General features: G+C 71.9%; 25 protein-coding genes. 12 read left to right on the top strand and 13 right to left on the bottom strand.

Features of this window, described 5'->3' with window-relative positions:
• The 3 genes from ACSNOC_RS20110 to ACSNOC_RS20100 form a co-directional block, all read left to right on the top strand.
• On the top strand, nucleotides 1–441 hold a 441-nt coding region (locus ACSNOC_RS20110; RefSeq protein ID WP_436748896.1), incomplete at its 5' end, for a hypothetical protein.
• Nucleotides 438–656, top strand: a complete 219-nt coding sequence (locus tag ACSNOC_RS20105) for a hypothetical protein (protein ID WP_436748895.1) — start codon at nucleotides 438–440, stop codon at nucleotides 654–656. The genes ACSNOC_RS20110 and ACSNOC_RS20105, both read left to right, overlap by 4 nt.
• Before the next feature lie 687 nt (nucleotides 657–1,343).
• Nucleotides 1,344–1,487 (top strand): hypothetical protein, encoded by a 144-nt coding sequence (locus ACSNOC_RS20100; protein WP_436748894.1) that lies wholly within the window; start codon nucleotides 1,344–1,346, stop codon nucleotides 1,485–1,487.
• 3 nt (nucleotides 1,488–1,490) lie between these two features.
• Here the strand turns inward: ACSNOC_RS20100 and ACSNOC_RS20095 are convergent, their stop codons facing one another.
• Genes ACSNOC_RS20095 through ACSNOC_RS20085 form a run of 3 tightly spaced genes read right to left on the bottom strand, consistent with a single transcriptional unit; the run spans nucleotide 1,491 to nucleotide 4,591 of the window.
• Nucleotides 1,491–2,675, bottom strand: a complete 1,185-nt coding sequence (locus ACSNOC_RS20095) for a sugar ABC transporter permease (protein ID WP_436748893.1) — start codon at nucleotides 2,673–2,675, stop codon at nucleotides 1,491–1,493.
• Nucleotides 2,676–2,683: 8 nt separating this feature from the next.
• Nucleotides 2,684–3,475 (bottom strand): ATP-binding cassette domain-containing protein, encoded by a 792-nt coding sequence (locus ACSNOC_RS20090; RefSeq protein ID WP_436748892.1) that lies wholly within the window; start codon nucleotides 3,473–3,475, stop codon nucleotides 2,684–2,686.
• A 30-nt stretch (nucleotides 3,476–3,505) separates the two neighbouring features.
• Nucleotides 3,506–4,591 (bottom strand): substrate-binding domain-containing protein, encoded by a 1,086-nt coding sequence (locus tag ACSNOC_RS20085; protein WP_436748891.1) that lies wholly within the window; start codon nucleotides 4,589–4,591, stop codon nucleotides 3,506–3,508.
• Nucleotides 4,592–4,843: 252 nt separating this feature from the next.
• On the opposite strand from ACSNOC_RS20085, the gene ACSNOC_RS20080 reads away from it, so the two are divergent.
• From ACSNOC_RS20080 to ACSNOC_RS20060, 5 genes are all read left to right on the top strand, one after another.
• The gene (locus tag ACSNOC_RS20080) at nucleotides 4,844–5,491 is read left to right on the top strand and encodes a phosphatidylserine decarboxylase (protein WP_436748890.1); all 648 of its coding nucleotides are present in this window, start codon (nucleotides 4,844–4,846) and stop codon (nucleotides 5,489–5,491) included.
• Nucleotides 5,478–6,329: a CDP-diacylglycerol--serine O-phosphatidyltransferase gene (gene pssA / locus ACSNOC_RS20075; protein WP_436748889.1), complete on the top strand. Its 852-nt coding sequence runs from the start codon at nucleotides 5,478–5,480 to the stop codon at nucleotides 6,327–6,329. Before ACSNOC_RS20080 ends, pssA begins: the two co-directional genes overlap by 14 nt.
• A gap of 797 nt (nucleotides 6,330–7,126) precedes the next feature.
• Nucleotides 7,127–7,771: an MBL fold metallo-hydrolase gene (locus ACSNOC_RS20070; RefSeq protein ID WP_436748888.1), complete on the top strand. Its 645-nt coding sequence runs from the start codon at nucleotides 7,127–7,129 to the stop codon at nucleotides 7,769–7,771.
• Nucleotides 7,772–7,825: 54 nt separating this feature from the next.
• Nucleotides 7,826–8,608: an exodeoxyribonuclease III gene (locus tag ACSNOC_RS20065; RefSeq protein ID WP_436748887.1), complete on the top strand. Its 783-nt coding sequence runs from the start codon at nucleotides 7,826–7,828 to the stop codon at nucleotides 8,606–8,608.
• Between the two features lie 56 nt (nucleotides 8,609–8,664).
• A complete protein-coding gene (locus ACSNOC_RS20060) occupies nucleotides 8,665–9,090 on the top strand; it encodes a DUF6278 family protein (protein WP_436748886.1) in 426 nt (141 codons plus the stop codon).
• A 32-nt stretch (nucleotides 9,091–9,122) separates the two neighbouring features.
• On the opposite strand, the gene ACSNOC_RS20055 is transcribed toward ACSNOC_RS20060, so the two are convergent.
• Nucleotides 9,123–9,881 (bottom strand): GntR family transcriptional regulator, encoded by a 759-nt coding sequence (locus ACSNOC_RS20055; protein WP_436748885.1) that lies wholly within the window; start codon nucleotides 9,879–9,881, stop codon nucleotides 9,123–9,125.
• 66 nt (nucleotides 9,882–9,947) lie between these two features.
• Nucleotides 9,948–10,691 carry a hypothetical protein gene (locus ACSNOC_RS20050; RefSeq protein WP_436748884.1) on the bottom strand — a complete coding sequence of 248 codons (744 nt, stop codon included), beginning with the start codon at nucleotides 10,689–10,691 and terminating at the stop codon, nucleotides 9,948–9,950.
• A 128-nt stretch (nucleotides 10,692–10,819) separates the two neighbouring features.
• Here ACSNOC_RS20050 and ACSNOC_RS20045 point away from each other — a divergent pair, with 128 nt between their 5' ends.
• Both ACSNOC_RS20045 and ACSNOC_RS20040 read left to right on the top strand, forming a co-directional pair.
• The gene (locus ACSNOC_RS20045) at nucleotides 10,820–10,957 is read left to right on the top strand and encodes a hypothetical protein (protein WP_436748883.1); all 138 of its coding nucleotides are present in this window, start codon (nucleotides 10,820–10,822) and stop codon (nucleotides 10,955–10,957) included.
• Nucleotides 10,954–12,282 carry an aspartate aminotransferase family protein gene (locus ACSNOC_RS20040; protein ID WP_436748882.1) on the top strand — a complete coding sequence of 443 codons (1,329 nt, stop codon included), beginning with the start codon at nucleotides 10,954–10,956 and terminating at the stop codon, nucleotides 12,280–12,282. Before ACSNOC_RS20045 ends, ACSNOC_RS20040 begins: the two co-directional genes overlap by 4 nt.
• A 79-nt stretch (nucleotides 12,283–12,361) precedes the next feature.
• On the opposite strand, the gene ACSNOC_RS20035 is transcribed toward ACSNOC_RS20040, so the two are convergent.
• The 8 genes from ACSNOC_RS20035 to ACSNOC_RS20000 form a co-directional block, all read right to left on the bottom strand.
• Entirely contained in the window at nucleotides 12,362–12,664 is a 303-nt protein-coding gene (locus ACSNOC_RS20035) for an AMP-binding enzyme (protein WP_436748881.1), read from the bottom strand.
• Between the two features lie 73 nt (nucleotides 12,665–12,737).
• Nucleotides 12,738–13,943 (bottom strand): acyl-CoA dehydrogenase family protein, encoded by a 1,206-nt coding sequence (locus ACSNOC_RS20030; protein WP_436748880.1) that lies wholly within the window; start codon nucleotides 13,941–13,943, stop codon nucleotides 12,738–12,740.
• A 1-nt stretch (nucleotide 13,944) separates the two neighbouring features.
• On the bottom strand, nucleotides 13,945–14,454 hold the full coding sequence (locus ACSNOC_RS20025; RefSeq protein WP_436748879.1) for a MaoC family dehydratase: 510 nt from the start codon (nucleotides 14,452–14,454) through the stop codon (nucleotides 13,945–13,947).
• Between the two features lie 14 nt (nucleotides 14,455–14,468).
• Nucleotides 14,469–15,428 carry an HpcH/HpaI aldolase/citrate lyase family protein gene (locus tag ACSNOC_RS20020; protein ID WP_436748878.1) on the bottom strand — a complete coding sequence of 320 codons (960 nt, stop codon included), beginning with the start codon at nucleotides 15,426–15,428 and terminating at the stop codon, nucleotides 14,469–14,471.
• The gene (locus ACSNOC_RS20015) at nucleotides 15,425–17,440 is read right to left on the bottom strand and encodes a protein meaA (RefSeq protein ID WP_436748877.1); all 2,016 of its coding nucleotides are present in this window, start codon (nucleotides 17,438–17,440) and stop codon (nucleotides 15,425–15,427) included. The genes ACSNOC_RS20020 and ACSNOC_RS20015 overlap by 4 nt, the downstream gene beginning before the upstream one ends.
• Before the next feature lies 1 nt (nucleotide 17,441).
• Nucleotides 17,442–18,788 (bottom strand): crotonyl-CoA carboxylase/reductase, encoded by a 1,347-nt coding sequence (gene ccrA, locus ACSNOC_RS20010; protein WP_436748876.1) that lies wholly within the window; start codon nucleotides 18,786–18,788, stop codon nucleotides 17,442–17,444.
• A 398-nt stretch (nucleotides 18,789–19,186) separates the two neighbouring features.
• A complete protein-coding gene (locus ACSNOC_RS20005; protein WP_436748875.1) occupies nucleotides 19,187–19,954 on the bottom strand; it encodes a TetR family transcriptional regulator in 768 nt (255 codons plus the stop codon).
• A gap of 34 nt (nucleotides 19,955–19,988) precedes the next feature.
• Nucleotides 19,989–21,791, bottom strand: a complete 1,803-nt coding sequence (locus ACSNOC_RS20000) for a 3-hydroxyacyl-CoA dehydrogenase family protein (RefSeq protein WP_436748874.1) — start codon at nucleotides 21,789–21,791, stop codon at nucleotides 19,989–19,991.
• Between the two features lie 314 nt (nucleotides 21,792–22,105).
• On the opposite strand from ACSNOC_RS20000, the gene ACSNOC_RS19995 reads away from it, so the two are divergent.
• Nucleotides 22,106–23,131, top strand: coding sequence for an alpha/beta fold hydrolase (locus tag ACSNOC_RS19995; protein ID WP_436748873.1), 1,026 nt, complete (start codon nucleotides 22,106–22,108; stop codon nucleotides 23,129–23,131).
• Nucleotides 23,132–23,250: 119 nt separating this feature from the next.
• On the top strand, nucleotides 23,251–24,112 hold an 862-nt coding region (gene prcB, locus ACSNOC_RS19990; RefSeq protein ID WP_436748872.1), incomplete at its 3' end, for a proteasome subunit beta.

Raw genomic sequence — 24,112 nt, 5'->3', positions numbered from 1 at the left:
GCCCCCAACCCAGTCACCTACGTCCACAACCCCCACACCTGGACCGACCCCTTGGGCCTGGCACCTTACGGGCCTTACGAGCTACAGGATCTCGGGGATGGCTGGTATCGGACGCCCGGAGGGCTCGACTATGGTCCAATCCAATACGGCCCGGATTCTGGAAGTCACCGAATTACTCATGTGATGGAGCATGCGTACGAAAACACGAGCAAGCCAGCCCATGGAGTATTTGACACCGGTCGGCAAGGAATCCTGGAAACTGTTGACGAGGCCTGGCTTCAGCGTGACCTCGCCGTATCCGTCAGAGACCAGGGGGCGCGTACGACTTACATTGTTCCGATGAATCGGCAGGTAGGCTACAATCCAGGAGAGGAATTCATTTCCATCACCGTGGAACATGGCAACGAAGTAATTACCGCTTTCCCGAGGAGCTGGCCGTGATGGAACGAGTGGCTTGCCCTCATTGCGGACAGGACTGGCTGCGCCTCTATCGCAGAAATGATACACAGCAGACTTTCTGGCTGTGCCCGGAATGCGAGTCGCTGTGGCTCCCGTCGGATGACTTGCAGGAAGATACGGAGCTGTATCTCAGTGAATTCATTAATCCTGCCGAACGCGGAACAGCTTGGATGCTCATCAGTGAGGTCGAGAAGTAGACCGTATCCAGTGGGGGGAGTTGGCTGTTGACCCGGGTATGAGGGGTAGCCGGTGGAGATGGGACGCTCCGGACGGACTGCGGGGGATCGTGCTGTATCGGGCTGTCCAGAAGGGCGTGATGGGGCGAGAACTGATCCAGCGCCTCAGGAGTGACACCGAGTTCGACGAGCCGATGCCCGATTCGGCTAATCGATGCTATTGAGAGCGCCTTCGGATGGGTTGTCCCGGTGTCCTGCGAATGGTTCGCCGTGCAGTTCGATCGCACGTCCGGTGATCTCGTGACCGCTTTCGTGCCCAACAGCCGACAGCTTACGGCCATGCTCTCGCTGCTCGGGAAGTGACGATGTCCGGCATGCATCTCGAACCACCACACCTACTGACGGCCATCTACAGCGATGAGCCGGGACGCGGCCTGTGGTTGCTTCAACAGATGGTCGGAGACCCGCGGTTCGGCTTCGGGTCCGCCGAGGCCCCCTGGGCGAAGGTCGTCTGGTTCCGCTGCGGCCTGCTGCGCGGAGGGCCGCGCCGATGGCGCACTGCCGCCACCCGCGGCTCACGGGGACCCCGGAGGGCAAGTCGTGCGCCACCTGCGGCCCCGGCCACCTGCCGTCTCCGCCGAGGAGGTGCCACGGGATGTCCAAGGCTCCCCGGCCGTCAGGCGCCGCTATTCCGTGCAACGCCGGTCCGTGGCACGCATCGCCCGCGATCTCGGCGTCTCGGAATACGCGGTGAACGCATGGCTGCGCGACGCGGGCATCAAGATCCGGAGCCGCGCGGAAGCGAACCAGCTCAGCGGATTCGACCGCCACTCGAACCGGCCCGGCGCGTGACCCTCAGCTCCCGCCGTACGTCGCCTGGAGCCGGCGGGAGACCGAGTCGATCGCGACCGCGGCGAGCAGGACGCAGGTGATGATCATGTACTGGACGGCCGCCTGGATGCCCAGGATGGCCATGCCGGAGGCGACCGACTGGATCACCAGCATGCCCAGCAGCACCGACCACGGGCGGCCCCGGCCGCCGAAGAGGCTGGTGCCGCCGATCACCGCGGCGGCGATGGCGGAGATGACGACCAGGCCGGAGCCGGACATCTGGCTCACCGAGGCGACCGGGGAGGCCAGGAACAGGCCGCCCACCGCCGCCAGGGTGCCGGAGATCAGGAAGACGGAGACGCGGGTGGCCATGACGTTGATCCCCGCCCGGCGGGCCGCCTCCGCGTCGTCGCCCACGGCGAGGATCCACCGGCCGAAGGGCGTACGGCGCAGCAGGTAGTCCAGGCCGCCGACGACCGCGAGGAAGATCAGCAGGGCCAGTGGCAGGCCCCGGAAGGTGGCGAGCACATGGGCGGCGAGCAGGGCCAGGGCAGTGAAGACAGCCGTGTGGGCGACGATCTCGCCGGGCGGGCGGAACGGCGCGCCCGAGGCACGGTCGCGGCGCGCGTTCTGCAGGAGGGAGAAGAGGAACCCGGCCGAGGCCAGCACGGCGAGCCCGTAGGCCGTGCCCTCGGGGAGGTAGTGGTTGGTCAGCGTGGCGACCAGGCCGTCCCCGTCGAACGTCACGCTGCCCGTGCGGCCCAGGACCCACACCATCAGGCCGTGCCAGCCGAGGAAGCCCGCCAGCGTGACCGCGAACGCGGGGATGCCGACCAGGGCGAAGAGCAGCCCGTGCACCGTGCCCATGGCGGCGCCGCCGAGCAGCGCCACCAGTACCGCCAGCCACTCCGGCATGCCGTGGTCGACGTTCAGCACGGCGAACACCGCCGCCGCCAGGCCGCTGACCGACCCCGCCGCCAGGTCGATCTCCCCGAGGAGCAGCACGAAGACCAGCCCGGTCCCGATCAACCCGACGCCGACCATGTCGATGCTGAGGTTCGACAGGTTGCGCCCGGACAGGTAGTTCCCGTTCAGGCCCTGGAAGACGACGACGATCAGCACGATCCCCAGCACCGCCAGGCCCGGACCCGGCTCACCGCGCCGGAGCCGCGCCCGGGCCTCGGCGGTGTAGCGGGCGAGGCCCGCCACGGCGCCCCTCACCGCCCCGCCCCGGCCGGGTCGGCGGGTCGGCGGAGCCGCGTGTTGTCGGTGGCGCCGGTCATCGCGGAGTAGAGCTGTTCCTGCGTGGCGGTGCCGACGTCGAACGAGCCGTTGTTGCGGCCCAGCAGCAGCACCTCCACGCGGTCCGCGACGGCCTTGACGTCTCCCAGGTTGTCGCTGACCAGGAGGATCGCGACGCCCCGGTCGCGGAGCTTTTCCACGAGGTCGAGGAAGCGGACGGCCTGCCGCGCGGACAGGCCGGCGGTCGGCTCGTCGAGGAGCAGCAGCCGGGGCTCCTCCAGGAGCGCGCGGGCGATGGCGACGGTCTGCCGCTGGCTGCCCGGCAGCGAGCCGACCCGGGCCCGCATGTTCGGCAGGGGCAGACCGAGCCGGTCCAGCAGCTCGTGGACACGCTGCCCCATCGCCGCCTCGTCCAGGAGCGGGCCCCGGCGCAGCTCGCGGCCCAGGAAGACGTTGCCGACGACGTTCAGGTGGTCGCACAGCGCGGAGTCCTGGTGGACGGTGGCGATGCCCAGCCGCTGGGCGTCGCGGGGGCGCCGGATCGTGGCCTCACGGCCCTCCCACCGGATGACCCCCCGGTCGGCCGGGGCCACACCCGAGACGACGTTCACCACGGTGGACCGGCCGGAGCCGCCCTGGCCCATCAGGGCGAGGATCTCGCCCGCGCCGACGTCCAGCTCGATGTCCGTGATCGCCCGCACGGCACCGAACCGCTTGGTGACGCCGCGCAGGCTGAGCAGAGGGCCGGTGCGATCGTGCCGTGTCATCGTCTCGCTTCTCCTCACTCCTCACTCCTCTCACTCCTCGATCAGGCCGACCCGCGCGCAGGCGCGGCGGTAGGCGGGGGTGCAGATCTCGTCCACCGTGTAGAAGCCGTCCGCGACGATCGTCTCCTTCACGTTGTCGGCCGTCACGGCGACGGGGGTGAGCAGCAGGGCGGGGATGTCCTTCCGGGTCGCGGTGTCGAAGCCGTCGTCCAGGAAGCCGGGCAGGCCCTGGCCGCGCCCGAGGGACACGGCCACCTCGGCGGCGGCTGCCGCCTGCCGCCCGAACGGCTTATAGATCGTCAAGTACTGCTCGCCCTCGACGATGCTCCGCACGGCCCCCAGCGTCGCGTCCTGGCCGGTGACGGGCGGCAGCCGGCCAAGGCCCGCGTCGCGCAGTGCCGGGATGACTCCCGCCGCGAGGATGTCGGTGGCGGCCAGCACGCCGTCGATGTTCTCCGGCCCGTGGGCCGCGATGGCGCCGGTCGTGATCGCGTAGGCGTTCTCCGCGTTCCACGCGGGTGCCTGGTACATGCTGATCCTCGCCCGCTCGGCAAGCTCCGAGCCCGTGATGTCCGCCAGGATCAGCGGGCCCTCCACCCGGACGATCCGGGCGCCGTCCAGCCGGTCACCGAGGGCCTCGGCGAGCATCCGCGCCTGGAGGGCGACGGTGATGGATGCGTCGAAGCTGACCATGGCCGTGACCGGGCCTTCCACCGGGCGGTCGTAGGCGATCACGGGAATGCCCGCGGCCTCGGCCGCCTCCACCGCGGCGCGCAGGGCGCCGGGCTCGACGGCGTCGAGGATGAGCACCTCGACCCCGTTGCTGATCATGGCGTTCACCTGCTGGTGCTGTACCAGCGGATCGTCCCGGGCGTTGGCGTACTCCACCGAGCAGGCGGGGCACAGCCTCCTGATTTCCTCCTCGATCAGCGGCCGGTCGGACGTCTCGTAGCGCGGGGTCTGGTTCTCCGGCAGCAGCAGGCCGACGGTGAAGCCGTCACCGGCGCCACCGGCGCCGTCGTCGTCCGCCGCGCCGCACCCGGCGAGGCAGAGGGCGCAGCCGGTCAGGAGAAGGCCCACGGCGCGGGCGGCGGCGCGGTGCCGCTCGGCACTCATCCCGGTCGCCTCCTCCGCACGGCCCGCACGACCCCCTGGGAGACCATGCAAGGCCAGGGCGGGGAACACCGCAAACGGGAGTCTGCTCATCGGCGGGCGAACGCCACCCGCGGCACGCGCGCCGGGTGCCACTTATCACGTCGAATGGGCCGCTGGCTTGCCGAGTTGCGGCCCGAAACCTATAGCATCGACGCAGCCGCTCCGCTTCGGAAGGGAAGGCGCGGCTTCCCCCGCTGACGAAGGTAAGGTCCCATGCCTCACCGCTCAATCCCGCTCCCCGGCGGCCGGGTGCGCCTGGCGCGCGGTGCGTCGCCCTGGCTGGTGCCCGCGGCGGTCGCCGCCGCGGCCGGCCTGGTGAAGGCGCGCAAGTCCGCCGGCTGGGCCGCGGTCGCCGTCCCCACCACCGCGCTGGCCGCCGGCATGCTCTGGTTCTTCCGCGACCCCGAGCGGGAGATCGGCCAGGGCCGGGTGATCTCCCCGGCCGACGGCGTGGTGCAGAGCATCATGCCGTGGCCCGACGGGCGCATCCGGGTGGCGATCTTCATGAGCCCGCTGAACGTCCACGTCAACCGCGCCCCCGTGGCCGGGACGGTCGCCTCCGTCGAACACATCCCCGGCGGGTACGTCCCGGCGTTCAACAAGGAGAGCGAGAACAACGAGCGGGTCGTGTGGCGCTTCGACAGCGAGCTCGGCGACGTGGAGATGATCCAGATCGCCGGCGCGGTGGCCCGCCGCATCGTGCCGTACGTCCCCCAGGGCTGCAAGGTCGAGCAGGGTGACCGGGTCGGGCTGATCCGCTTCGGCTCGCGTGTCGACGTCTACCTCCCCGAAGGCATCGAGCCCGCGGTCGAGGTCGGCCAGCGCACGACCGCGGGAGTGACCCGACTTGACCGTGATTGACCGGAAGAGCACGGTCTCCTGGGCCGCCGAGGACGACGAGGAGCCCGACGGCCTGCCGCTGTCCATGCGGCTGTCGATAGCGGACACCCTGACGCTCTCCAACGCCACCTGCGGGTTCCTCGCGGTGTACTTCACCACCACCGGCGTGCTCATCCCTCATCTGCTGGACCAGGGCGACGTCGGCGTCGTGCGGAACAACGCGGCCACGGCCGTGCTGCTGATGCTGCTCGCCTCCGTGTTCGACCTCTTCGACGGCCTGGTGGCGCGCAAGCTGCGCAGCTCCGCCATGGGCGCCGAGCTGGACAACCTCTCGGACCTGATCAGCTTCGGTCTGGCCCCCGCCTACTTCGTCCTGGTGTGGGGGATGGTCGCCGGGGACATCCACGAACCGCTGTCCGCGCTGGCCGCGATCACGGTGCTGCTGGCGGTGGTGCTGCGGCTGGCCAGATTCTCGTGCGTGACCATGCCGCACGGCGTGTTCCAGGGCATGCCGAGCCCCTTCGGGGCCCTCACAGTGGTGTCCATCGTGCTGCTGGAGCTGCCTTTCACGCCGACGCTGCTCGCCATCCTCGGCGTCGCCTGGCTCATGGTCAGCCGCGTCGAGTACCCCAAGCCGCGCGGCACCCTCGCGGTCGCCATGCTGAGCTGGATCGTTCTCAGCATGGCCCTGCTCACCGCCTGGGCCTTCGACGCGCCCGGCGGGGAGCTGATGCTCCAGACGGGCTGCTCGCTCCAGCTCGTGCTGGGCGCGGTGATCCCGCTCTTCGCGATGGTCCGCCGGGTCTACGCCTTCCGGGACAACCGGCGCGAGGCACGGGCCGACGCGGCCCGGCCCTGACGAACCCGACGGACGACGAGCCGGGGCCCGAGCACGTCAGGTGCTCGGGCCCCGGCCTTCGTCACGTCACGGAACGCCGCGGGTCGCTCCCCGCGCGGAAGCACGCCGCCGCCTCCTGCCCGACCACCAGGCCGCCGGGCACCGGCGCGTTCCGGCCGGAGGATGCGGCTCTCCCGCGGGGACGGGTTCGCCGGGTCGGAGAGGTCGTGCACGGTGCCGAAGCCGTCGTCCTCGGCCGTCAGCGTCGCCATGGCGTCCGCCACGCCCTGCCGGGTGAGGTCACCCGCGCCTCGCAGGCCGCCCCGATCGCCCGCCCGGCCGGCGCGACGGCGTCGTACCCGGCCACCACGCCGTTGGCGGGCAGCGAGTCCGGGTACGCGGCGGTGTGCGCCTCGGCGGGGCCGGAACGGCGGCGTCGTCCGCGCCGATCGGCAGGCCGGGCGAGGCGACGTGGTGGGAGGCCGCAGCGCGGGCGCCGTGCCGGTCTCCGGGAGCCGCGGCGCGAACGCCGGGCTGTTCCCGGTGATCGGCACCTCCGGGCCGCACGCCGCGGCGACGCCCGCCGCCGAGGCCGCCTGGCGCGGGCCGGCGCTGACCACGATCGCGGACCCGTTCTCCCGCGCCGGTGCCGTGACCTGCGCCGTCAGGTCCTCGTCGGTGGGCCCGATCCGCTGCTCCGCGGCGGTGAGCCCGCGCTGCCCGGCCGCGCACCGGGAGCCTTCGTGCCGCCCGGGGTGTGCGCCCGCACAACGGGCGGGGCCGACCGGTTGTCGGTGGGGCGTAGCAGAATGGCCCGCATGGAGCTGACCAAGAAGGGCCACGCCTGCGTCCGGCTGACCAAGGAGGGGCGCACCCTCGTCATCGACCCGGGGGCGTTCAGCGAGGAGGACGCGGCGGCCGGCGCGGACGCCCTGCTCGTGACGCACGAGCATGTGGACCACTTCGACGAGGGGCGGCTGCGGGCCGCCCTGGAGGCGAACCCGGCGTGCGAGCTGTGGACCCTGGCGAGCGTGGCGGACCAGGTGTCCGCCGCCTTCCCCGGGCGGGTGCACACGGTGGGCGCGGGCGACGTGTTCACCGCCGCCGGATTCGAGGTGGAGGTGCACGGCGAGCTGCACGCGGTGATCCACCCGGACCTGCCGCGCGTCACCAACGTCGGCTTCGTGGTGGACGGCGACGTCTTCCACCCGGGGGACGCGCTGACCGTGCCGGGCCGCCCGGTGGGGACGCTGATGCTGCCGGTGCACGCCCCGTGGAACAAGTTCTCCGAGATCGTGGACTACGTCCGCGAGGTCGGCCCCGGGCGCGCCGTGGCGGTGCACGACGGGCTGCTGTCCGACATCGGCCACCTCGTCTACGGGCGGAACCTGGGCCCGCAGGGGCCCGGCATCGGGGACACCGCGTACGCCCGGCTCGTCCCCGGCGAGTCCACCACCGTCTGAGCCCGTCCACCCCGTCCACCCCGCCCCTGCCGCCCCCCGTCCGAGAGAGCCGTCATGCGCATCGCCACCTGGAACATCAACTCGATCACCGTCCGCGTCGACCGGCTGCTGTCCTGGCTGGAGCGCAGCGGCACGGACGTGCTCTGCCTGCAGGAGCTGAAGTGCGACGAGGCGGCGTTCCCCGCCGACCGGCTGCGCGAGGCGGGGTACGAGGCGGCGGTGCACGCTGACGGCCGGTGGAACGGGGTGGCCGTCCTGTCGCGGGTCGGCCTGGCGGAGGTGGCGCGCGGGCTGGACGGCGGCCCGGAGTTCGACGGCAAGGCCGAGCCGCGGGCGGTCGGCGCGACGTGCGACGGGGTGCGGGTCTGGTCGGTCTACGTGCCGAACGGCCGGGAGGTCGGGCACCCGCACTTCGCGTACAAGCTGCGGTGGCTGTCCGCGCTGCGCGACACGGTGGCCCAGGACGCGGCGGGCGAGCGGCCGTTCGCGGTGCTTGGTGACTTCAACGTGGCGCCGGCGGACGAGGACGTGTTCGACATAGCGCAGTTCGAGGGCGCCACCCATGTGACGGACGTGGAGCGGGCCGCGCTGGCGGCGCTGCGCGAGGCGGGCCTGACGGATGTCGTGCCGCGCCCGCTGAAGTACGACCACCCGTTCACGTACTGGGACTACCGGCAGCTCTGCTTCCCGAAGAACCGGGGCATGCGCATCGACCTGGTCTACGGCAACGGCGCGTTCGCCGGCGTGGTCAAGGACGCGTACGTGGACCGGGAGGAGCGCAAGGGGAAGGGCGCCTCCGACCACGCTCCGGTGGTGGTGGACCTGGACCCGCGCTGACGCGGGGGCGCGCGCCCTGTGGTGCCGGGAGGTGCGGAGATGGGACCCTTGGGCCCATGAACATCCCTTTCCTGGACAACTGGCGCAAGAGGCCCGCCGCGACAGCGACCGGTGCCTGGTCGGATCCCGAAGGGGTGGCCCAGCTCCTGTCGGAGTGCGATCTGCTGCGCGACCGCGCGCTGCGGGCCGGTGTGGTCCTCGGTGACAGCCCGGTCTCCCTGGAGGCCCTGGACCAGCTCCTGCCGCGCTGGCGGGACGACCCGGAGGAGCTGCCCTGGCTGGCCAACGACGCGGGCCTGTACCTGGGCACCGTCATCGTGCGGACCGTTCCCGGGGCGCGGTGGGGCCCGGGGCCCGACGGGCGGCCCATCGTGATCATGGCCTCGGGGCGGGAGGTCGACGTGGTGGCCGCCGGCCAGGAGTGGGCGGACACCGGCGCTCCCGAGCTGTCCCAGGTCTACGCCGAGGTCGCGGAGGCGTAGGCGGTCTGAAGGGGCGTGGGCGGCGCGGGCGTTCAGAAGGTGATGGCGTACTCCAGCCGCCAGCGGTCGCCGGGCACCACCGTGTCGGAGGTCTCCACCGGGCGGTCGTCGGCGTCGTAGTGGGTGCGCTCCACGGCCGTGACGCACTGCCCGGGGACGCAGCCGAGCGCCTCGGCCTCCGGGCTGGTCGCCGGGCGGGAGCTGACGACCTCCTTGGCGTGCACGATCCGGATGCCGATGGCCGCGAACCGGCCGCGCACGCCGCGCCGGGCGTAGGGGCCGCGCTCGGGGAACGCGACCTCGGTGCCCTCGGTGAGGGCCAGCGGCTCCCAGCTTGTGGCCAGTTGGAGCGGGCGGCGATCGGCCAGGTATTCGTACTGGGTGCACATCACGCGCTCGCCCGCGCGGACCCCCAGCCGCTCGGCGATGGCGGGCGGGGCGACGGTGGTGGTGGAGGTCGCCTCCCAGGCGAGGTCCGGTTCCCCGCCGCGGGGGCAGCCGAGCACGCTGATGGTCGCGGCCAGCGGCGAGTCCACCGCGTCCGTGGACCGCACCAGGGCGCCTATCGGGGCCCGGTCGCTGACGAACACCCCCCGGCCGAACTGGCCGATGGCATACCCGGCGGCCTTCAGCACCCGCACCGCCCGGTCCACCGTCTGATCGCTCGCCTTGTAGGTCCGCTTGAGCTCGGCGCGCGACGGGATCCGCGCCCCCACCACGAGCATGCCCTCGTCGATCTGCTGCCGCAGGTCGTCGGCGATCCGCTGGTACACCGGTCGGCCGTCGCCCATCCGCGTCTCCCTTCGCAGGCTGTGCGTTCCGCTGGTATCCCCGAGCCCAGGCTACGTCACACGGCGTCAGAGATCCTTACTTGTGGTGAGCTTCGGGTGCGAGCTTGTGGCACTGCGTGTCACGTCCTTGACCAACTCCACCACATCCGGACCGTAGGCCTGGGAGTTGACCACCTTCAGCAGCAGGCAGAAAGTGCCCCGAGTGCCATGCTTGCGGGCCAGCCTGGTGTGGTGCCGGGCCAGGTAGCGCGTGGCGGCCTGGGCGGCGATCGGCCGCTGGCCGCAGGCGAGGAAGACCGGGCGGCCCTCCTGCCCGGCCGTGAGCCGCGCCAGCAGCACGTACTCGACCGAGCCGCTCTCCAGCCGGTACCGCTCGCCGCCGATGACGAACGCGTCCCGGTCCGGGCCGGGTTCGGCGTCGGTGTCGACCGCCACGCCGGGCAGCAGGCCGTGCAGGTGTGCGGCCATCCGGCGGTTGGAGACGGGCCCGCCGACGCAGAACTCGGTGCGCTCCCCGAAGCCCTGCTGGGCGCTGTCGCCGGATATGAGCTGGGTGTTGGCCCGGCAGTTCCTGATCACGGCGGACAGTTCCAGCAGCGCGAGGACGTCGTTGCGCGCGATCGCGCCATCCGTTCCCGTGTCGCGGCTGACCACCAGGAGGCATTCGGAGTTCTCCGGCAGCCCGAAGAAGGACTGGAGCCGGCGCAGCGAGCGCTCCGACAGGTAGCTCCGCAGGAACCAGCCCAGCAGCAGCGCGGTGATCGCCGTGGCCGCCACGGCGACGAGGAGCGAGCGGGCGTCGTCGGTCATGGCCGGGAATCTACCCGCGCGCGGGTCGGCCGACGAGAGTCCGCGTCACCTCGGTCAAGGTCCGGGACCGCCGCTCACCCGGAGAAACATGATCGAATCCGCGACGTCACGTCCACGCTCTTGCCACGGTGTGTGACGGCTCCTACGGTTCGGATTCCGCCCACAGCGAGGAGGAACGCGTCGTGCGCGACCTGGACTTCGGCCCCGTCGAGGAAGTCGGCCCGGACGCCCGCCCGGACGCCTGCCCGCGTCCGGTGCGGCCGTGACGCGCCCGCCCGGCGCCCCCGGGCCGCACGAGGCGCTGCTCGCCCGCCACCGGGCCGTGCTGCCGGACTGGCTGACCCTCTACTACCGGCAGCCCATCGAGATCACCCACGGTGAGGGCCGCCACGTGTGGGACGCCGAGGGCAACCGCTATCTCGACTTCTTCGGCGGCATCCTCACCACGATGACCGCCCACGCGCTGCCCGAGGTGACCGAGGCGGTCGCCGGGCAGGCCGGCCGCGTCCTGCACACCTCGACGCTCTACCTCGACCGGCCGATGGTCGAACTGGCCGAGCGGATCGCCCGCCTGTCCGGCATCCCGGACCCGCGGGTCTTCTTCACCACCTCCGGCACCGAGGCCAACGACACGGCGCTGCTGCTGGCCACCGCCTACCGCGGCTCCAACCAGGTGCTGGCGATGCGCAACGGCTACCACGGCAGGTCGTTCTCCGCGCTGGGCGTCACGGGCAACGCGGCCTGGTCGCCCACGAGTCTGTCGCCGCTCCACACGCTGTACGTGCACGGCGGCGTCCGCACGCGCGGCCCGTTCGCGGCGCTGGACGACGAGGAGTTCACCGCCGCCTGCGTCGCGGACCTGCGGGACCTGCTGGACCAGACGCGGGGCAACGTGGCGGCCCTCATCGCGGAGCCCGTCCAGGGCGTCGGCGGCTTCACCTCCGGACCGGACGGGCTGTTCGCGGCGTTCCGCGCGGTGCTGGCCGAGCGGGGCATCCTGTGGATCAGCGACGAGGTGCAGACGGGCTGGGGCCGCACCGGCGACCACTTCTGGGGCTGGCAGGCGCACGCGGGCCAGGGGCCGCCGGACATGCTCACGTTCGCCAAGGGCATCGGCAACGGCATGTCCATCGGCGGCGTGGTGGCGCGCGCCGAGGTGATGAACTGCCTGGACGCGCACTCGATCTCGACGTTCGGCGGCTCCCCCGTCACCATGGCGGCGGGCCTGGCCAACCTGGGCTATCTGCTGGAGCACGACCTCCAGGGCAACGCCCGCCGCGTGGGCGGCCTGCTGCTGGAACGGCTGCGCGGCGCGGCGGCCGGTCTCGACATGGTCCGCGAGGTGCGCGGACGCGGCCTGATGATCGGCATCGAACTGGTGGCGCCCGGCACCGACGCGCCCTGCCCCGACGCGGCGGCCCTGGTCCTGGAGGCGGCCCGCGCGAACGGCCTCCTCCTCGGCCGGGGCGGCCCCCCGGGCGGCAGCACCCTGCGGATCGCACCCCCGATGACCCTGACGGTCGCCGAGGCCGAGGAGGGCGCGTCCCTGCTGAAAACGTCCCTGAGGGAGGCCCGCACCAGCCTGGCCTGAGCCCGGCTCGCGCCCCGCGCCGCCGCTCACGCCTCCGTCGCGGGGGTGAAGCGGCGGCGGAGTTCTCGTTCGAGGACCTTCACGCTCGGGTCCGGGGGAGGGAGCCGACGACTTCGGCGCGGCGGGGCTGCGTGTGGCGGGCCGGGCGTTCGCGGGACCAGGTGATGATCGCGGCGGGGGCGGCGTTCTCGTGGCGGGGGACCGCGACGGCCCGGATCTCCCCGCCGCGTTCGGCCCCAAGGAGGCCGACGACGGCGACGTCCGCGATGTCGGGGTGGCCGGCGAGGACTTCCTCCACCTTGGCCGGGTGGACGGTGAAGCCGCCGGGCGGCGCGGCACGCCGACCACCACCCGGCCGCCCCGTGCGTTCGGGGCCGGACATCCGTCTGGCCCGGGGGGTGTCGTCACCCCGGGCCAGACCGGTCCTCGATTCCCCGCCGGGCGGGGGCCCGCCCTCAGGAGCGGAGCTTGTACTCCTCCAGGAGCCTGCGGCCGACGATCATCTTCTGGATCTCGGCCGTGCCCTCACCGATGAGGAGCATCGGCGCCTCGCGGTACAGGCGCTCGATCTCGTACTCCTTGGAGAAGCCGTAGCCGCCGTGGATGCGGAACGCGTCCTCCACGACCTCCTTGCAGTACTCGGAGGCGAGGTACTTGGCCATCCCCGCCTCCAGGTCGTTGCGCCGGCCGTCGTCCTTGGTCTTGGCCGCCTTGACCATCAGCGCGTGCGCCGCCTCGACCTTGGTGGCCATCTCGGCGAGCTTGAACTGGATGGCCTGGTGCTGCGCGATCGGCTTGCCGAACGTCTGCCGCTGCTGCGCGTAGGCGATGCCCAGCTCGAACGCCCGCTGCGCGACGCCGCAGCCGCGGGCCGCCACGTTGACGCGGCCGACCTCGACGCCGTCCATCATCTGGTAGAAGCCGCGGCCGGTGGTCCCGCCGAGCACCCGGTCGGCCGGCACGCGCAGGCCGTCGAGGATCAGCTCGGTGGTGTCGACGCCCTTGTAGCCCATCTTGTCGATCTTGCCGGGGACGGTGAGCCCCGGCCTGACCTCGCCGAAGCCGGGCTCCTTCTCCACCAGGAACGTGGTGAGCGATTTGTGCGGCGGGGTGCCCTCGGGCAGGCCCTCGTCGGTGCGGCACAGCACCGCGACCAGGTTGGCCGAACCGCCGTTCGTCAGCCACATCTTCTGGCCGGTGAGCACGTACTCGTCGCCGTCGCGCACGCCCTTGGTGGTGATGGCGGACACGTCCGAGCCGAGGCCCGGCTCCGACATGGAGAACGCGCCGCGCACCTCGCCGGTCGCCATCCGCGGCAGGAAGTGGTCCCGCTGCTCCTGCGTGCCGTGCTGGAGCAGCAGGTACGCCACGATGAAGTGGGTGTTGATGATGCCCGACACGCTCATCCAGCCGCGGGCGATCTCCTCCACGCACAGCGCGTAGGTCAGCAGCGACTCACCGAGCCCGCCGTACTCCTCCGGGATCATCAGGCCGAACAGCCCGAGGTCCTTCAGTCCCTCGACGATCTCGGTCGGGTACTCGTCCCGGTGCTCCAGCTCGGTGGCGACCGGGATGATCTCCTTCTCGACGAACGTGCGGACCGTGGAAAGGATTTCCCGCTGGACCTCGGTCAGCCCGTCGGTCTGCGCCAGCCTGCCCATCTCAATCCTTCCCGCGCGGCTCGGGGCGGCCCGGCTGCTCGCCGCCGCGCTCCTTGATGTAGGTGGCGGTCGGCACCATCACCTTGCGGCGGAAGACGCAGACCAGGGTGCCGTCCTGCTTGTAGCCGCGGGTCTCCACGTGCACGATGCCCCGGTCCGGCCGGGACTTCGACGGCGTCTTGTCCAGGACGGTCGTCTCGCCGTAGATGGTGTCGCCGTGGAAGGTCGGCGCCACGTGCTTGAGCGACTCGATCTCCAGGTTGGCGATCGCCTTGCCGGAGACGTCCGGCACGGACATGCCCAGCAGCAGTGAGTAGATGTAGTTGCCCACGACGACGTTGCGGCCGAAGTCCGTGGTCTTCTCCGCGTAGTTGATGTCCATGTGCAACGGGTGGTGGTTCATGGTGAGCAGACAGAACAGGTGGTCGTCGTACTCGGTCACCGTCTTGCCGGGCCAGTGCTTGTACACGTCCCCGACGGTGAACTCTTCGTAGGTGCGGCCGAACTGCATGGTGTGCGGACTCCTCAGGCGGCGGGCGGCTCGAACTTGCTGGTGCGGGTGAGGCCGGCGGCGCGGCCCTTGCCCGCGACGACCAGGGCCATCTTGCGGCTGGCCTCGTCGATCATCTCGTCACCGAGCATCGCCGAGCCCTTGGCACCGCCCTCCGCGGACGTGAAGTAGTCGTAGGCGTCCAGGATCAGTTCGGCGTGGTCGTAGTCCTCCTGGCTGGGGGAGAACACCTCGTTCGCCGCGTCGATCTGGCCGGGGTGCAGCACCCACTTGCCGTCGAAGCCCAGCGCCGCCGCCCGCTTGGCGACGTCGGTGAAGCCGTCGACGTTGCGGATCTGGAGGTAGGGGCCGTCGATGGCCTGGAGGTCGTTGGCGCGGGCCGCCATCAGGATCCGCATCAGGATGTAGTGGTAGGCGTCCGCCGGGTAGCCCGGCGGCTGCTCGCCCACGACCAGGGACTTCATGTTGATCGACGCCATGAAGTCGGCCGGGCCGAAGATGATGGTCTCCAGGCGCGGCGAGGCCTGCGCGATGGCGTCGACGTTGATCAGGCCCTTGGCGTTCTCGATCTGCGCCTCGATGCCGATGCGGCCGACCTCGAAGCCCATGGTCTTCTCGATCTGGGTGAGCAGCAGGTCCAGCGCCCTGACCTGCTCGGCGTCCTGCACCTTGGGCAGCATGATGCAGTCGAGGTTCGGGCCGGCGCCCTCCACCACGGTGATCACGTCGCGGTAGGTCCAGTGCGTGGTCCAGTCGTTGACCCGGACGACCTTGATCTTGTCGCCCCAGTCGCCCTCGTTGAGCGCCTCCACAACCGTGTGCCGGGCGCCTTCCTTGGCGATCGGCGCGCAGGCGTCCTCCAGGTCGAGGAAGACCTGGTCGGCCGGCAGCCCCTGCGCCTTCTCCAGGAAGCGCGGGCTGCTCCCGGGAACGGCCAGGCAGGAACGCCGCGCGCGCAGCCGGTTGGTGCTCATGAGGGAACCTCCAGGGGGTCGAGCTTGTGGGCGATGCGGATCTCGTTGACGATACGGCCGATGATCCCGGTGATCCCGAAGTCCTTCGGGGTGAACACGGCGGCCACCCCGGCGGCGCGCAGCGCCGCGGCGTCGGCGGACGGGATGATGCCGCCCACCACGACGGGGATGTCCCCGGCGCCGGCGTCGCGCAGCCGCCGCAGGACGTCGGGCACCAGCTCGGCGTGCGAGCCGGAGAGGATGGACAGGCCCACGCAGTGCACGTCCTCGGCCACGGCGGCCGACACGATCTGCTCCGGGGTGAGCCGGATGCCCTGGTAGACCACCTCGAACCCGGCGTCGCGGGCGCGCACCGCGATCTGCTCCGCGCCGTTGCTGTGGCCGTCGAGGCCGGGCTTGCCGACCAGCAGCCGCAGCCGGCCGACGCCCAGGTCGGCGGCGGTGGCGGCGGCCCGGCGGCGGACCTCGGCCAGCTCGCCGCCGCCGGTCTCCTCCGCCGGGACGGCCACGGGCGCGCCGCTGACGCCGGTCGGCGCGCGGTACTCGCCGAAGACGTCGCGCAGCGCCCCGGCCCACTCGCCGGTGGTGACCCCGGCGCGGGCGCACGCCAGCGACGGGATCATCAGGTTGCCGTCGCCCTCGGCGGTCCGCTTCAGCTCGTCCAGCGCGCGCCGGACGGCGGCGTCGTCGCGGCCCGCGCGCCACTCCTGGACCGACGCGATGACCCGGGCCTCGACATCGGGGTCCACGGTCATGATCGCGGTGTCCAGATCGGCGGTCAGCGGGCTGGGCTCGGTCGACTCGTAGATGTTGACACCCACGATCTTCTCCTCGCCCGACTCGATGCGGGCCCGCCGCCTGGCGTGCGAGGCGACCAGTTCCGACTTGAGGTAGCCGGAGGCGACGGCCGCCATCGTGCCGCCCATCTCCTCGATCCGCGCCATCTCGGCCAGGGAGTCGCGGACCAGCTCCTCGGTCCTGGCCTCGATGACGTGGCTGCCGGTGAAGATGTCGTCGTACTCCAGCAGGTCGCTCTCCTCGGCCAGCACCTGCTGGATGCGCAGCGACCACTGCTGGTCCCAGGGGCGCGGCAGGCCGAGCGCCTCGTTCCAGGCCGGCAACTGCACGGCGCGGGCGCGGGCGTCGCGGGAGAGGGTGACGGCCAGCATCTCCAGGACGATGCGCTGGACGTTGTTCTCCGGCTGGGCCTCGGTCAGGCCGAGGGAGTTGACCTGCACGCCGTAGCGGAACCGGCGCTGCTTGGGGTCGGCGATGCCGTACCGCTCGCGCGTGATCTTGTCCCAGATGCGGGTGAACGCCCGCATCTTGCACATCTCCTCGACGAAGCGGACGCCCGCGTTGACGAAGAAGGAGATGCGGGCGACCACGTCACCGAGCCGGTCCTGCTCCACCTGGCCGGAGTCGCGCACGGCGTCCAGCACCGCGATGGCGGTGGACATCGCGTAGGCGATCTCCTGGACCGGCGTGGCCCCGGCCTCCTGGAGGTGGTAGCTGCAGATGTTGATCGGGTTCCACTTCGGCACGTGGTGCACGGTGTACGCGATCATGTCCGTCGTCAGCCGCAGGGACGGCTCGGGCGGGAAGACGTACGTCCCGCGCGAGAGGTACTCCTTGACGATGTCGTTCTGCGTCGTGCCCTGGAGCAGGGCCGGGTCGGCGCCCTGCTCCTCGGCCGCGGTCCGGTAGAGCGCGAGCAGCCACATGGCGGTGGCGTTGATCGTCATGGAGGTGTTCATGCGGTCCAGGGGGATGTCCTGGAACAGCTTCCGCATGTCTCCCAGGTGCGCCACGGGCACCCCGACCCGGCCGACCTCGCCGCGGGCGAGGATGTGGTCCGGGTCGTAGCCGGTCTGGGTCGGCAGGTCGAACGCCACCGACAGACCGGTCTGGCCCTTGGCGAGGTTGCGCCGGTACAGCTCGTTGGACGCCTCGGCGGTGGAGTGACCGGCGTAGGTCCGCATCAGCCACGGCCGGTCCCGTTTGGCGCTCATGTCACTCGCCCCGGAAGAGGTTGATCGAGTCGATGTGCTTGGCGCGGGTCTCGGGATCGCGGACGCCCTGGCCCTCGGCGGTGGCGAGGCACAGGACGCCGACCTTGCCCTGGTGGAGGTTGCGGTGCACGTCGTACGTGGCCTGCCCGGTCTGCTCCAGCGTGTAGGTCTTGGAGAGCGTCGGGTGGATCTTGCCCTTGGCGATGAGGCGGTTGGCCTCCCACGCCTCGCGGTAGTTCGCGAAGTGCGAGCCGATGATGCGCTTCAGGCTCATCCACAGGTAGCGGTTGTCGTAGACGTGCTCGTAGCCGGAGGTGGAGGCGCAGGTCACGATGGTGCCGCCCTTGCGGGTGACGTAGACGCTGGCGCCGAAGGTCTCCCGGCCGGGGTGCTCGAAGACGATGTCCACGTCCTCGCCGCCGGTCAGCTCGCGGATCCGGCTGCCGAAGCGCTTCCACTCGCGCGGGTCCTGGTTGTGCTCGTCCTTCCAGAACTTGTAGGCCTCGGCGTTGCGGTCGATGATCGCCTCGGCGCCCATCTTCCGGCAGATCTCGGCCTTCTGCGGGCTGGAGACGACACAGATCGGGTTGGCGCCGCCGGCCAGCGCGAACTGGGTGGCGTAGGAGCCGAGTCCGCCGCTGGCGCCCCAGATCAGGACGTTGTCGCCCTGCTTCATGCCCGCGCCGTTCCGGGAGACGAGCTGCCGGTAGGCGGTGGAGTTCACCAGGCCGGGGGCGGCGGCCTCCTCCCAGGAGAGGTGGCCGGGCTTGGGCATGAGCTGGTTGGACTTGACCAGGGCGATCTCGGCCAGGCCGCCGAAGTTGGTCTCGAAGCCCCAGATGCGCTGCTGGGGGTCGAGCATGGTGTCGTTGTGGCCGTCGGCGGACTCCAGCTCGACCGACAGACAGTGCGCGACGACCTCGTCGCCCGGCTTCCAGGCGTTGACGCCGGGGCCGGTGCGCAGCACCACGCCCGCCAGGTCGGAACCGATGATGTGGTACGGCAGGTCGTGCCGCTTGGTGAGCGGCGACAGCCTTCCGTAGCGCTCCAGGAAGCCGAAGGTGGACACGGGCTCGAAGATCGAGGTCCACACCGAGTTGTAGTTGACCGAGCTGGCCATGACGGCGACCAGCGCCTCGCCGGGGCCGAGTTCGGGCACCGGGACCTCGTCCAGGTGCAGGGAGCGGCGCGGGTCCTTATCGCGGGTGGACAGGCCCTCGAACATGGTGGCCTCGTCCTTGTGCACCGTCACGGCGCGGTAGGACTCGGGGAGCGGCAGCGCGGCGAAGTCCTCGGTCGTGCTGTCCGAGCTCTCCAGCGCGTTGATCGCGTCCAAAATCTCTTTCACGGGTGCCTCCGAACGCATGGAAAGGGACGACAGATACAGATGGGGAACTGCTGCTGTTGCCGTCGGTCCGGCGGCGGTTGTGGGCTGCGGGGGGTGACGCAGCCGCCTGTGACGCAGGCATCCGCGGCGCCCGCGGTGTGCGGTGGGACAGCGCCGTGGATGCGTTTCACGGTATGGCACGCTGTGCCAGTCGGCAAGACACTGAGTGCCGACAATTTCGCTCATTTGCCCGCGATGAGGGCGCATGTGAGCGACGTCATGCGCTGTGCCCTCCGGGCAGGTGGGCCGCGCGGCGTGGGCGGCGTGTGCTGAGGGCGGGCAGCGGGCAGCGGGCTGCGGGGCGCCCGGACCGCCGGGGCCGTCGAGGCCCCGGCGTCTCGCTGACCGCGAAGGTCTGGCTAGCGGCGGCGCAGCGCCTGTTCGATCGTGCGCATGACCTCGTCCAGCGGCGCGTCGGTCCGCGCCACCGTGACGAGGACCTCGCCCTGGGCCGAGGCGACGGCCGCCGGGGCGCCTGCCGCGATGGCCGGGAGGGCGCCGAAAGTGCGCCGGACGATGGCGAACGCGTGGTCCAGCTCGGCCTCCACGTCGCCCTCGCCGTCGCGGCGCAGCCAGCGCCGCAGCACGTGGTTGTGCGCGGTGACCACCGCGGCGGCGGCCACCTCGGCGAGCAGCGGCTCGTCGCCGTTGTGCGAGTTCTCGTCGAACTGGCCCAGCAGGTAACGGGTGAAGAGCCGCTCGTACCGGGCGACGGAAGCGATCTCCCGCTCCCGCAGCGCCGGGACCTCCCGCGTCAGCCGGTACCGCTGCACCGAGACGGCCGGGGAGGCCGCGTACATCTTCATGACCTCCTTGATGCCCCGGCACACGGTGTCGATCGGGTTCTCGTGCGCCGGGGCCGCGTCCAGCACCGCCTCGGCACGCACCAGGGTGTCGTCGTGGTCGGGGAAGATCGCCTCTTCCTTGGACCGGAAATGCCGGAAGAAGGTGCGCCGGGCGACTCCGGCGGCGGCGGCGATCTCGTCCACGGTGGTGGCCTCGTAGCCCTTCGTCGCGAAGAGCTCCATCGCCGCCGACGCCAGGAGTCGGCGCACCTTCAGGCGCTGGGATGACGTCTGCGGACGGACGGGCTTCACGGGCTGGGCCATGGAGCGAACGTACTGCATACGTCACATCCGATGCTCACGCGCAGCACGCCGGTCAGCGCCGTGCGTACTCGTGGAAGCCGCGCCCGGTCTTGCGCCCCAGACAGCCCGCGGCGACGAGCTGGCGCAGCAGGGAGGCGGGGGCGAGCGACGCGTCCCGGAACTCCCGGTGCAGCACGTCCTCGATCGCCAGCGAGACGTCCAGGCCGACCACGTCGAGGAGTTCGAAGGGGCCCATGGGGTAGCCCGCGCCCAGCTTCATCGCGGTGTCGACCGCCTCGGGGGTGGCGTAGTGCTCCTGGACCATCTTCACCGCGTTGTTGAGGTACGGGAACAGCAGCGCGTTGACGATGAAGCCCGCCCGGTCGCCGCAGTCCACCGGGTGTTTGCGGACGGTGCGGCACACCTCGCGGACGGTGGCGTGCACGTCGTCGGCGGTCAGGACCGTGCGGACGATCTCCACCAGCTTCATGGCCGGGGCCGGGTTGAAGAAGTGCATGCCGATGACGTCGGCCGGGCGCGAGGTGGCGCGGGCGCAGGCGATCACGGGCAGCGAGGAGGTGGTCGTCGCCAGGACGGCGCCCGGGCGGCAGATCTGGTCGAGTGAGGCGAAGAGCTGCCGCTTGACGGCCAGGTCCTCCGCGATGGCCTCGACCACCAGGTCGACGCCGGAGAGCGCGTCCAGCGAGGCGGCCGGGGTGATCCGGGCCAGCGTCGCGTCGCGGTCCTCGGCCGACAGGCGGCCCTTCTTCACCGAGCGCTCCAGGGAGGAGGCGACCCGGTCGCGCGCGGTGTCGGCCTTCTCCTGGCTGCGGGCGACGACGATGACCGGGTACCCGGACTTGGCGAAGACCTCCACGATGCCGGAGGCCATGGTGCCCGAGCCGACGACGCCCACGCTGGACACCTGGCGCGGCGTGGCCGTGGCGGCCTCGGCGCCCGCGGTCTGCTCGTCGGCCACCACGGTCGCGCTGCCGCGGCCCTGGTACGTGTAAAAGCCGCGGCCCGCCTTGCGGCCGGTCATCCCGGCCTCGGCGAGCTGGCCGAGGATCGGCGCCGGGGCGTGCAGCCGGTCGCCGGTGCGCTCGTACATCGCCTCCAGCACGGTGCGGGCGGTGTCGATGCCGATCAGGTCGAGGACGGCGAGCGGGCCCATCGGCAGGCCGCAGCCCAGGCGCATCGCCGCGTCGATGTCGTCGCGGGTGGCGTAGCGGGACTCGTACATCGCGGCGGCCTGGTTGAGGTAGCCGAACAGCAGGCCGTCCGCGACCAGTCCGGTGCGGTCGCCGGCCGGCAGCGGCTCCTTGCCCAGCTCGCGGGCGAGCCGCGAGACGGCCTCGACGGCCTCGGGGGAGGTGAGGACCGAGGAGACGACCTCGACCAGCTTCATCGCCTGCACCGGGTGGAAGAACTGCAGGCCGAGGACGCGCTCGGGGTGCGCGGTCTCGGTGGCCAGCTTCGTCAGGGGCAGCGCGTTGGTGCCGGTGGCCAGGATGGCCGTCGGCTTGACGATCTCGTCCAGCGCGGTGAAGACGCTCAGCTTGAGCGAGTAGTTCTCGGGGACGACCTCGATGACCAGGTCCGCCTCGGCGGCGGCGCGCAGATCGGTGGACACCCGCAGGCGCTTGATGATGTCCTGCCGCTGCTGCACGGTGAGCCGCTGCTTCTCCACCGACCTGGCGGTGGAGGTCTCCAGGGACTCGACGGCCTCGCGGGCGGCGGTGTCGCTGATGTCGATGCCGATGACGTCACGCCCCGAGCGGGCGAGGACCTCGGCGATGCCGGTGCCCATGGTGCCGAGGCCGACGACGGCGACGGTGGGCAGAAGAGGGTATGCGGGCGCGGCGGACTGATCCATCACGGACTCCAGGGGTGGTGACGACGTCGACGAGAGCCGCGGCGGGCCCTGTCCCGGGGCCCTGCCGTGAGGTGTCGTGCGGCGAATGCCGGACCGACGGCATTCTCGACGGCTGCGTCACCAAACCGCCTGAGCGGGGTACCGCTCCGATGAGCAGAGTAACCCGCAGGTAACAAAGGCGCCACCCCTCGGACGGGCCCCGCTCATGTAATCCCCGTCACCCCCGCCCCGCCGTGGCCCGGCCCGGACCCGGCGCGCCACGATGGGGGCCGCGACCCCGCCGCCCGGCCGGGGCGATCCGAGGGAGCACGGTGATGACTGCCCACCACACGACCGGAAACCACGCCGACTTCGGCGCGATCACCCACCGCACCGTCGACGTCGGCGGACTCGCCCTGCACGTCGCGGAGCAGGGCGAGGGGCCGCTCGTCCTGCTGCTGCACGGCTTCCCCGAGTGCTGGTACTCCTGGCGCCACCAGTTCGCCCCGCTCGCCGCCGCCGGATACCGGGTCGTCGCCCCGGACCAGCGCGGCTACGCCCGCAGCGACCAGCCGGCGGACATCGGCGCCTACACCCTGCCGCACCTCGCCGGCGACGTGATCGGGCTGATCCACGCGCTGGGCGAGGAGCGGGCCGTGGTCGTCGGCCACGACTGGGGCGCCCCCGTCGCCTGGGCCACCGCCCTGCTCCGCCCCGACGTCGTGCGGGCGGTCGCGGGCCTGAGCGTGCCGCCGCCCGCCTACGGCGAGACGCCGCCGCTGCACGCCCTGCGCGAGCGGTTCGGGGACGGCTTCTACCAGCTCTACTTCCAGCCGCCGGGCGTCGCGGACGCCGAGATGGCGGCCGACCCGGCGGCCGTGTTCCGCGGCGTGCTGTACGCCGCCTCGGGCGACAACCCGTTCAACGACCCGCCGCGGCCCTGGATCATCCCCGACGGGATGCCGCTGGCGGCCACCATCCCGCCGCCCGAGCGCCTGCCCGACTGGCTCACCGAGGAGGACATCGCCGTCTTCGTCCGCGAGTACGCCCGGCACGGCGAGCGCGCGTTCACCGGCGGCCTCAACTGGTACCGCAACATCGACCGGAACCGGGAGCTGCTGGCCGTCTTCCGCGGCGCCCGGATCCGGGTGCCCGCCCTGTTCGTGGCCGGCGACCGCGACCTCGTCATGACCTTCGGCGGCGGCGCCGACCGGGTGGTGGCCGGTGTCGGCCGCGCCGTCGCCGCACCGCACCGGTCGCTGATCCTGCCCGGCTGCGGCCACTGGACCCAGCAGGAGCGGCCCGAGGAGGTCAACGCCGCGCTCCTCGACCTCCTCGCCGGGCTGCCCGCCGGGGGCTGACCGGCGGCGGCGGTCCGGTGGCGGCGGTCCGGCGGCGCCCTGGTCAACGGCGTCAATACGCCTACGATGGGGCGCAGTTCACCACCCGGTGTCCGCACCGGCAAGGGAAGGGGAGAGCCATGTCCGCCGACGTCTCCGACGGGGGCGCGCTGCCCCCCGGTTTCCTGGCTCCCGGGCCGCCGTCGTTCCTCGACTTCCTCACCCGCCACGCGCCCGACGCCCTGCCCTCGCGGCGCGCGCTGCCCGCCACCGGGGGCGTCCTGGGCCTCCCGCACGGCACCACCATCGTCGCCGTCGCGTACGCGGACGGCGTGCTGCTCGCGGGCGACCGCCGCTTCACGATGGGCAACCTCATCTCCCACCGCGACGGCGAGAAGGTGTTCCCCGCCGACGAGTTCTCCGCCGTCGGCATCTCCGGCACCGTGGGGATAGCCGTGGAGATGGTCCGGCTGTTCCAGCTGGAGCTGGAGCACTACGAGAAGGTCGAGGGCATGCCGCTCTCCCTCGTCGGCAAGGCCAACCGCCTGACCAGCATGCTGCGGGACAACCTGGAGCTGGCCATGCGGGGCCTGGCCGTCGTGCCGCTCTTCGCCGGATACGACCTCGCCTCGGCACGCGGCCGGATCTTCTCCTTCGACGTCACCGGCGGCCACCACGAGGAGCGCGACTTCGCCGCCACCGGCTCCGGCTCGATCTTCGCCCGGAGCGCCCTGAAGAAGCTCTACCGCCCCGGCATGACCGAGGCCGACGCCGTCACCGCCGCCCTCCAGGCCCTGTACGACGCGGCCGACGAGGACACCGCCACCGGCGGCCCCGACCCGGCCCGCCGCCTGTACCCGGTGCTCGCCGTGCTCACCGCGGACGGCTACCGCAGGCTCACCGAGCAGCAGGTCGCCGAGGCCGCCCGCGCCGTCCTCGACGACCACCTCCTCGCTGCCCGTGATCGCCTGCGCCCGCGCCACCTCGCGCCCGGCCGACGTC

Origin of the sequence: Streptomyces sp. URMC 129 (assembly GCF_051386415.1) — a bacterium.
Taxonomy (GTDB): Bacteria; Actinomycetota; Actinomycetes; order Streptomycetales; family Streptomycetaceae; genus Streptomyces.
This window is presented reverse-complemented; position numbering and strand designations above follow the sequence as displayed.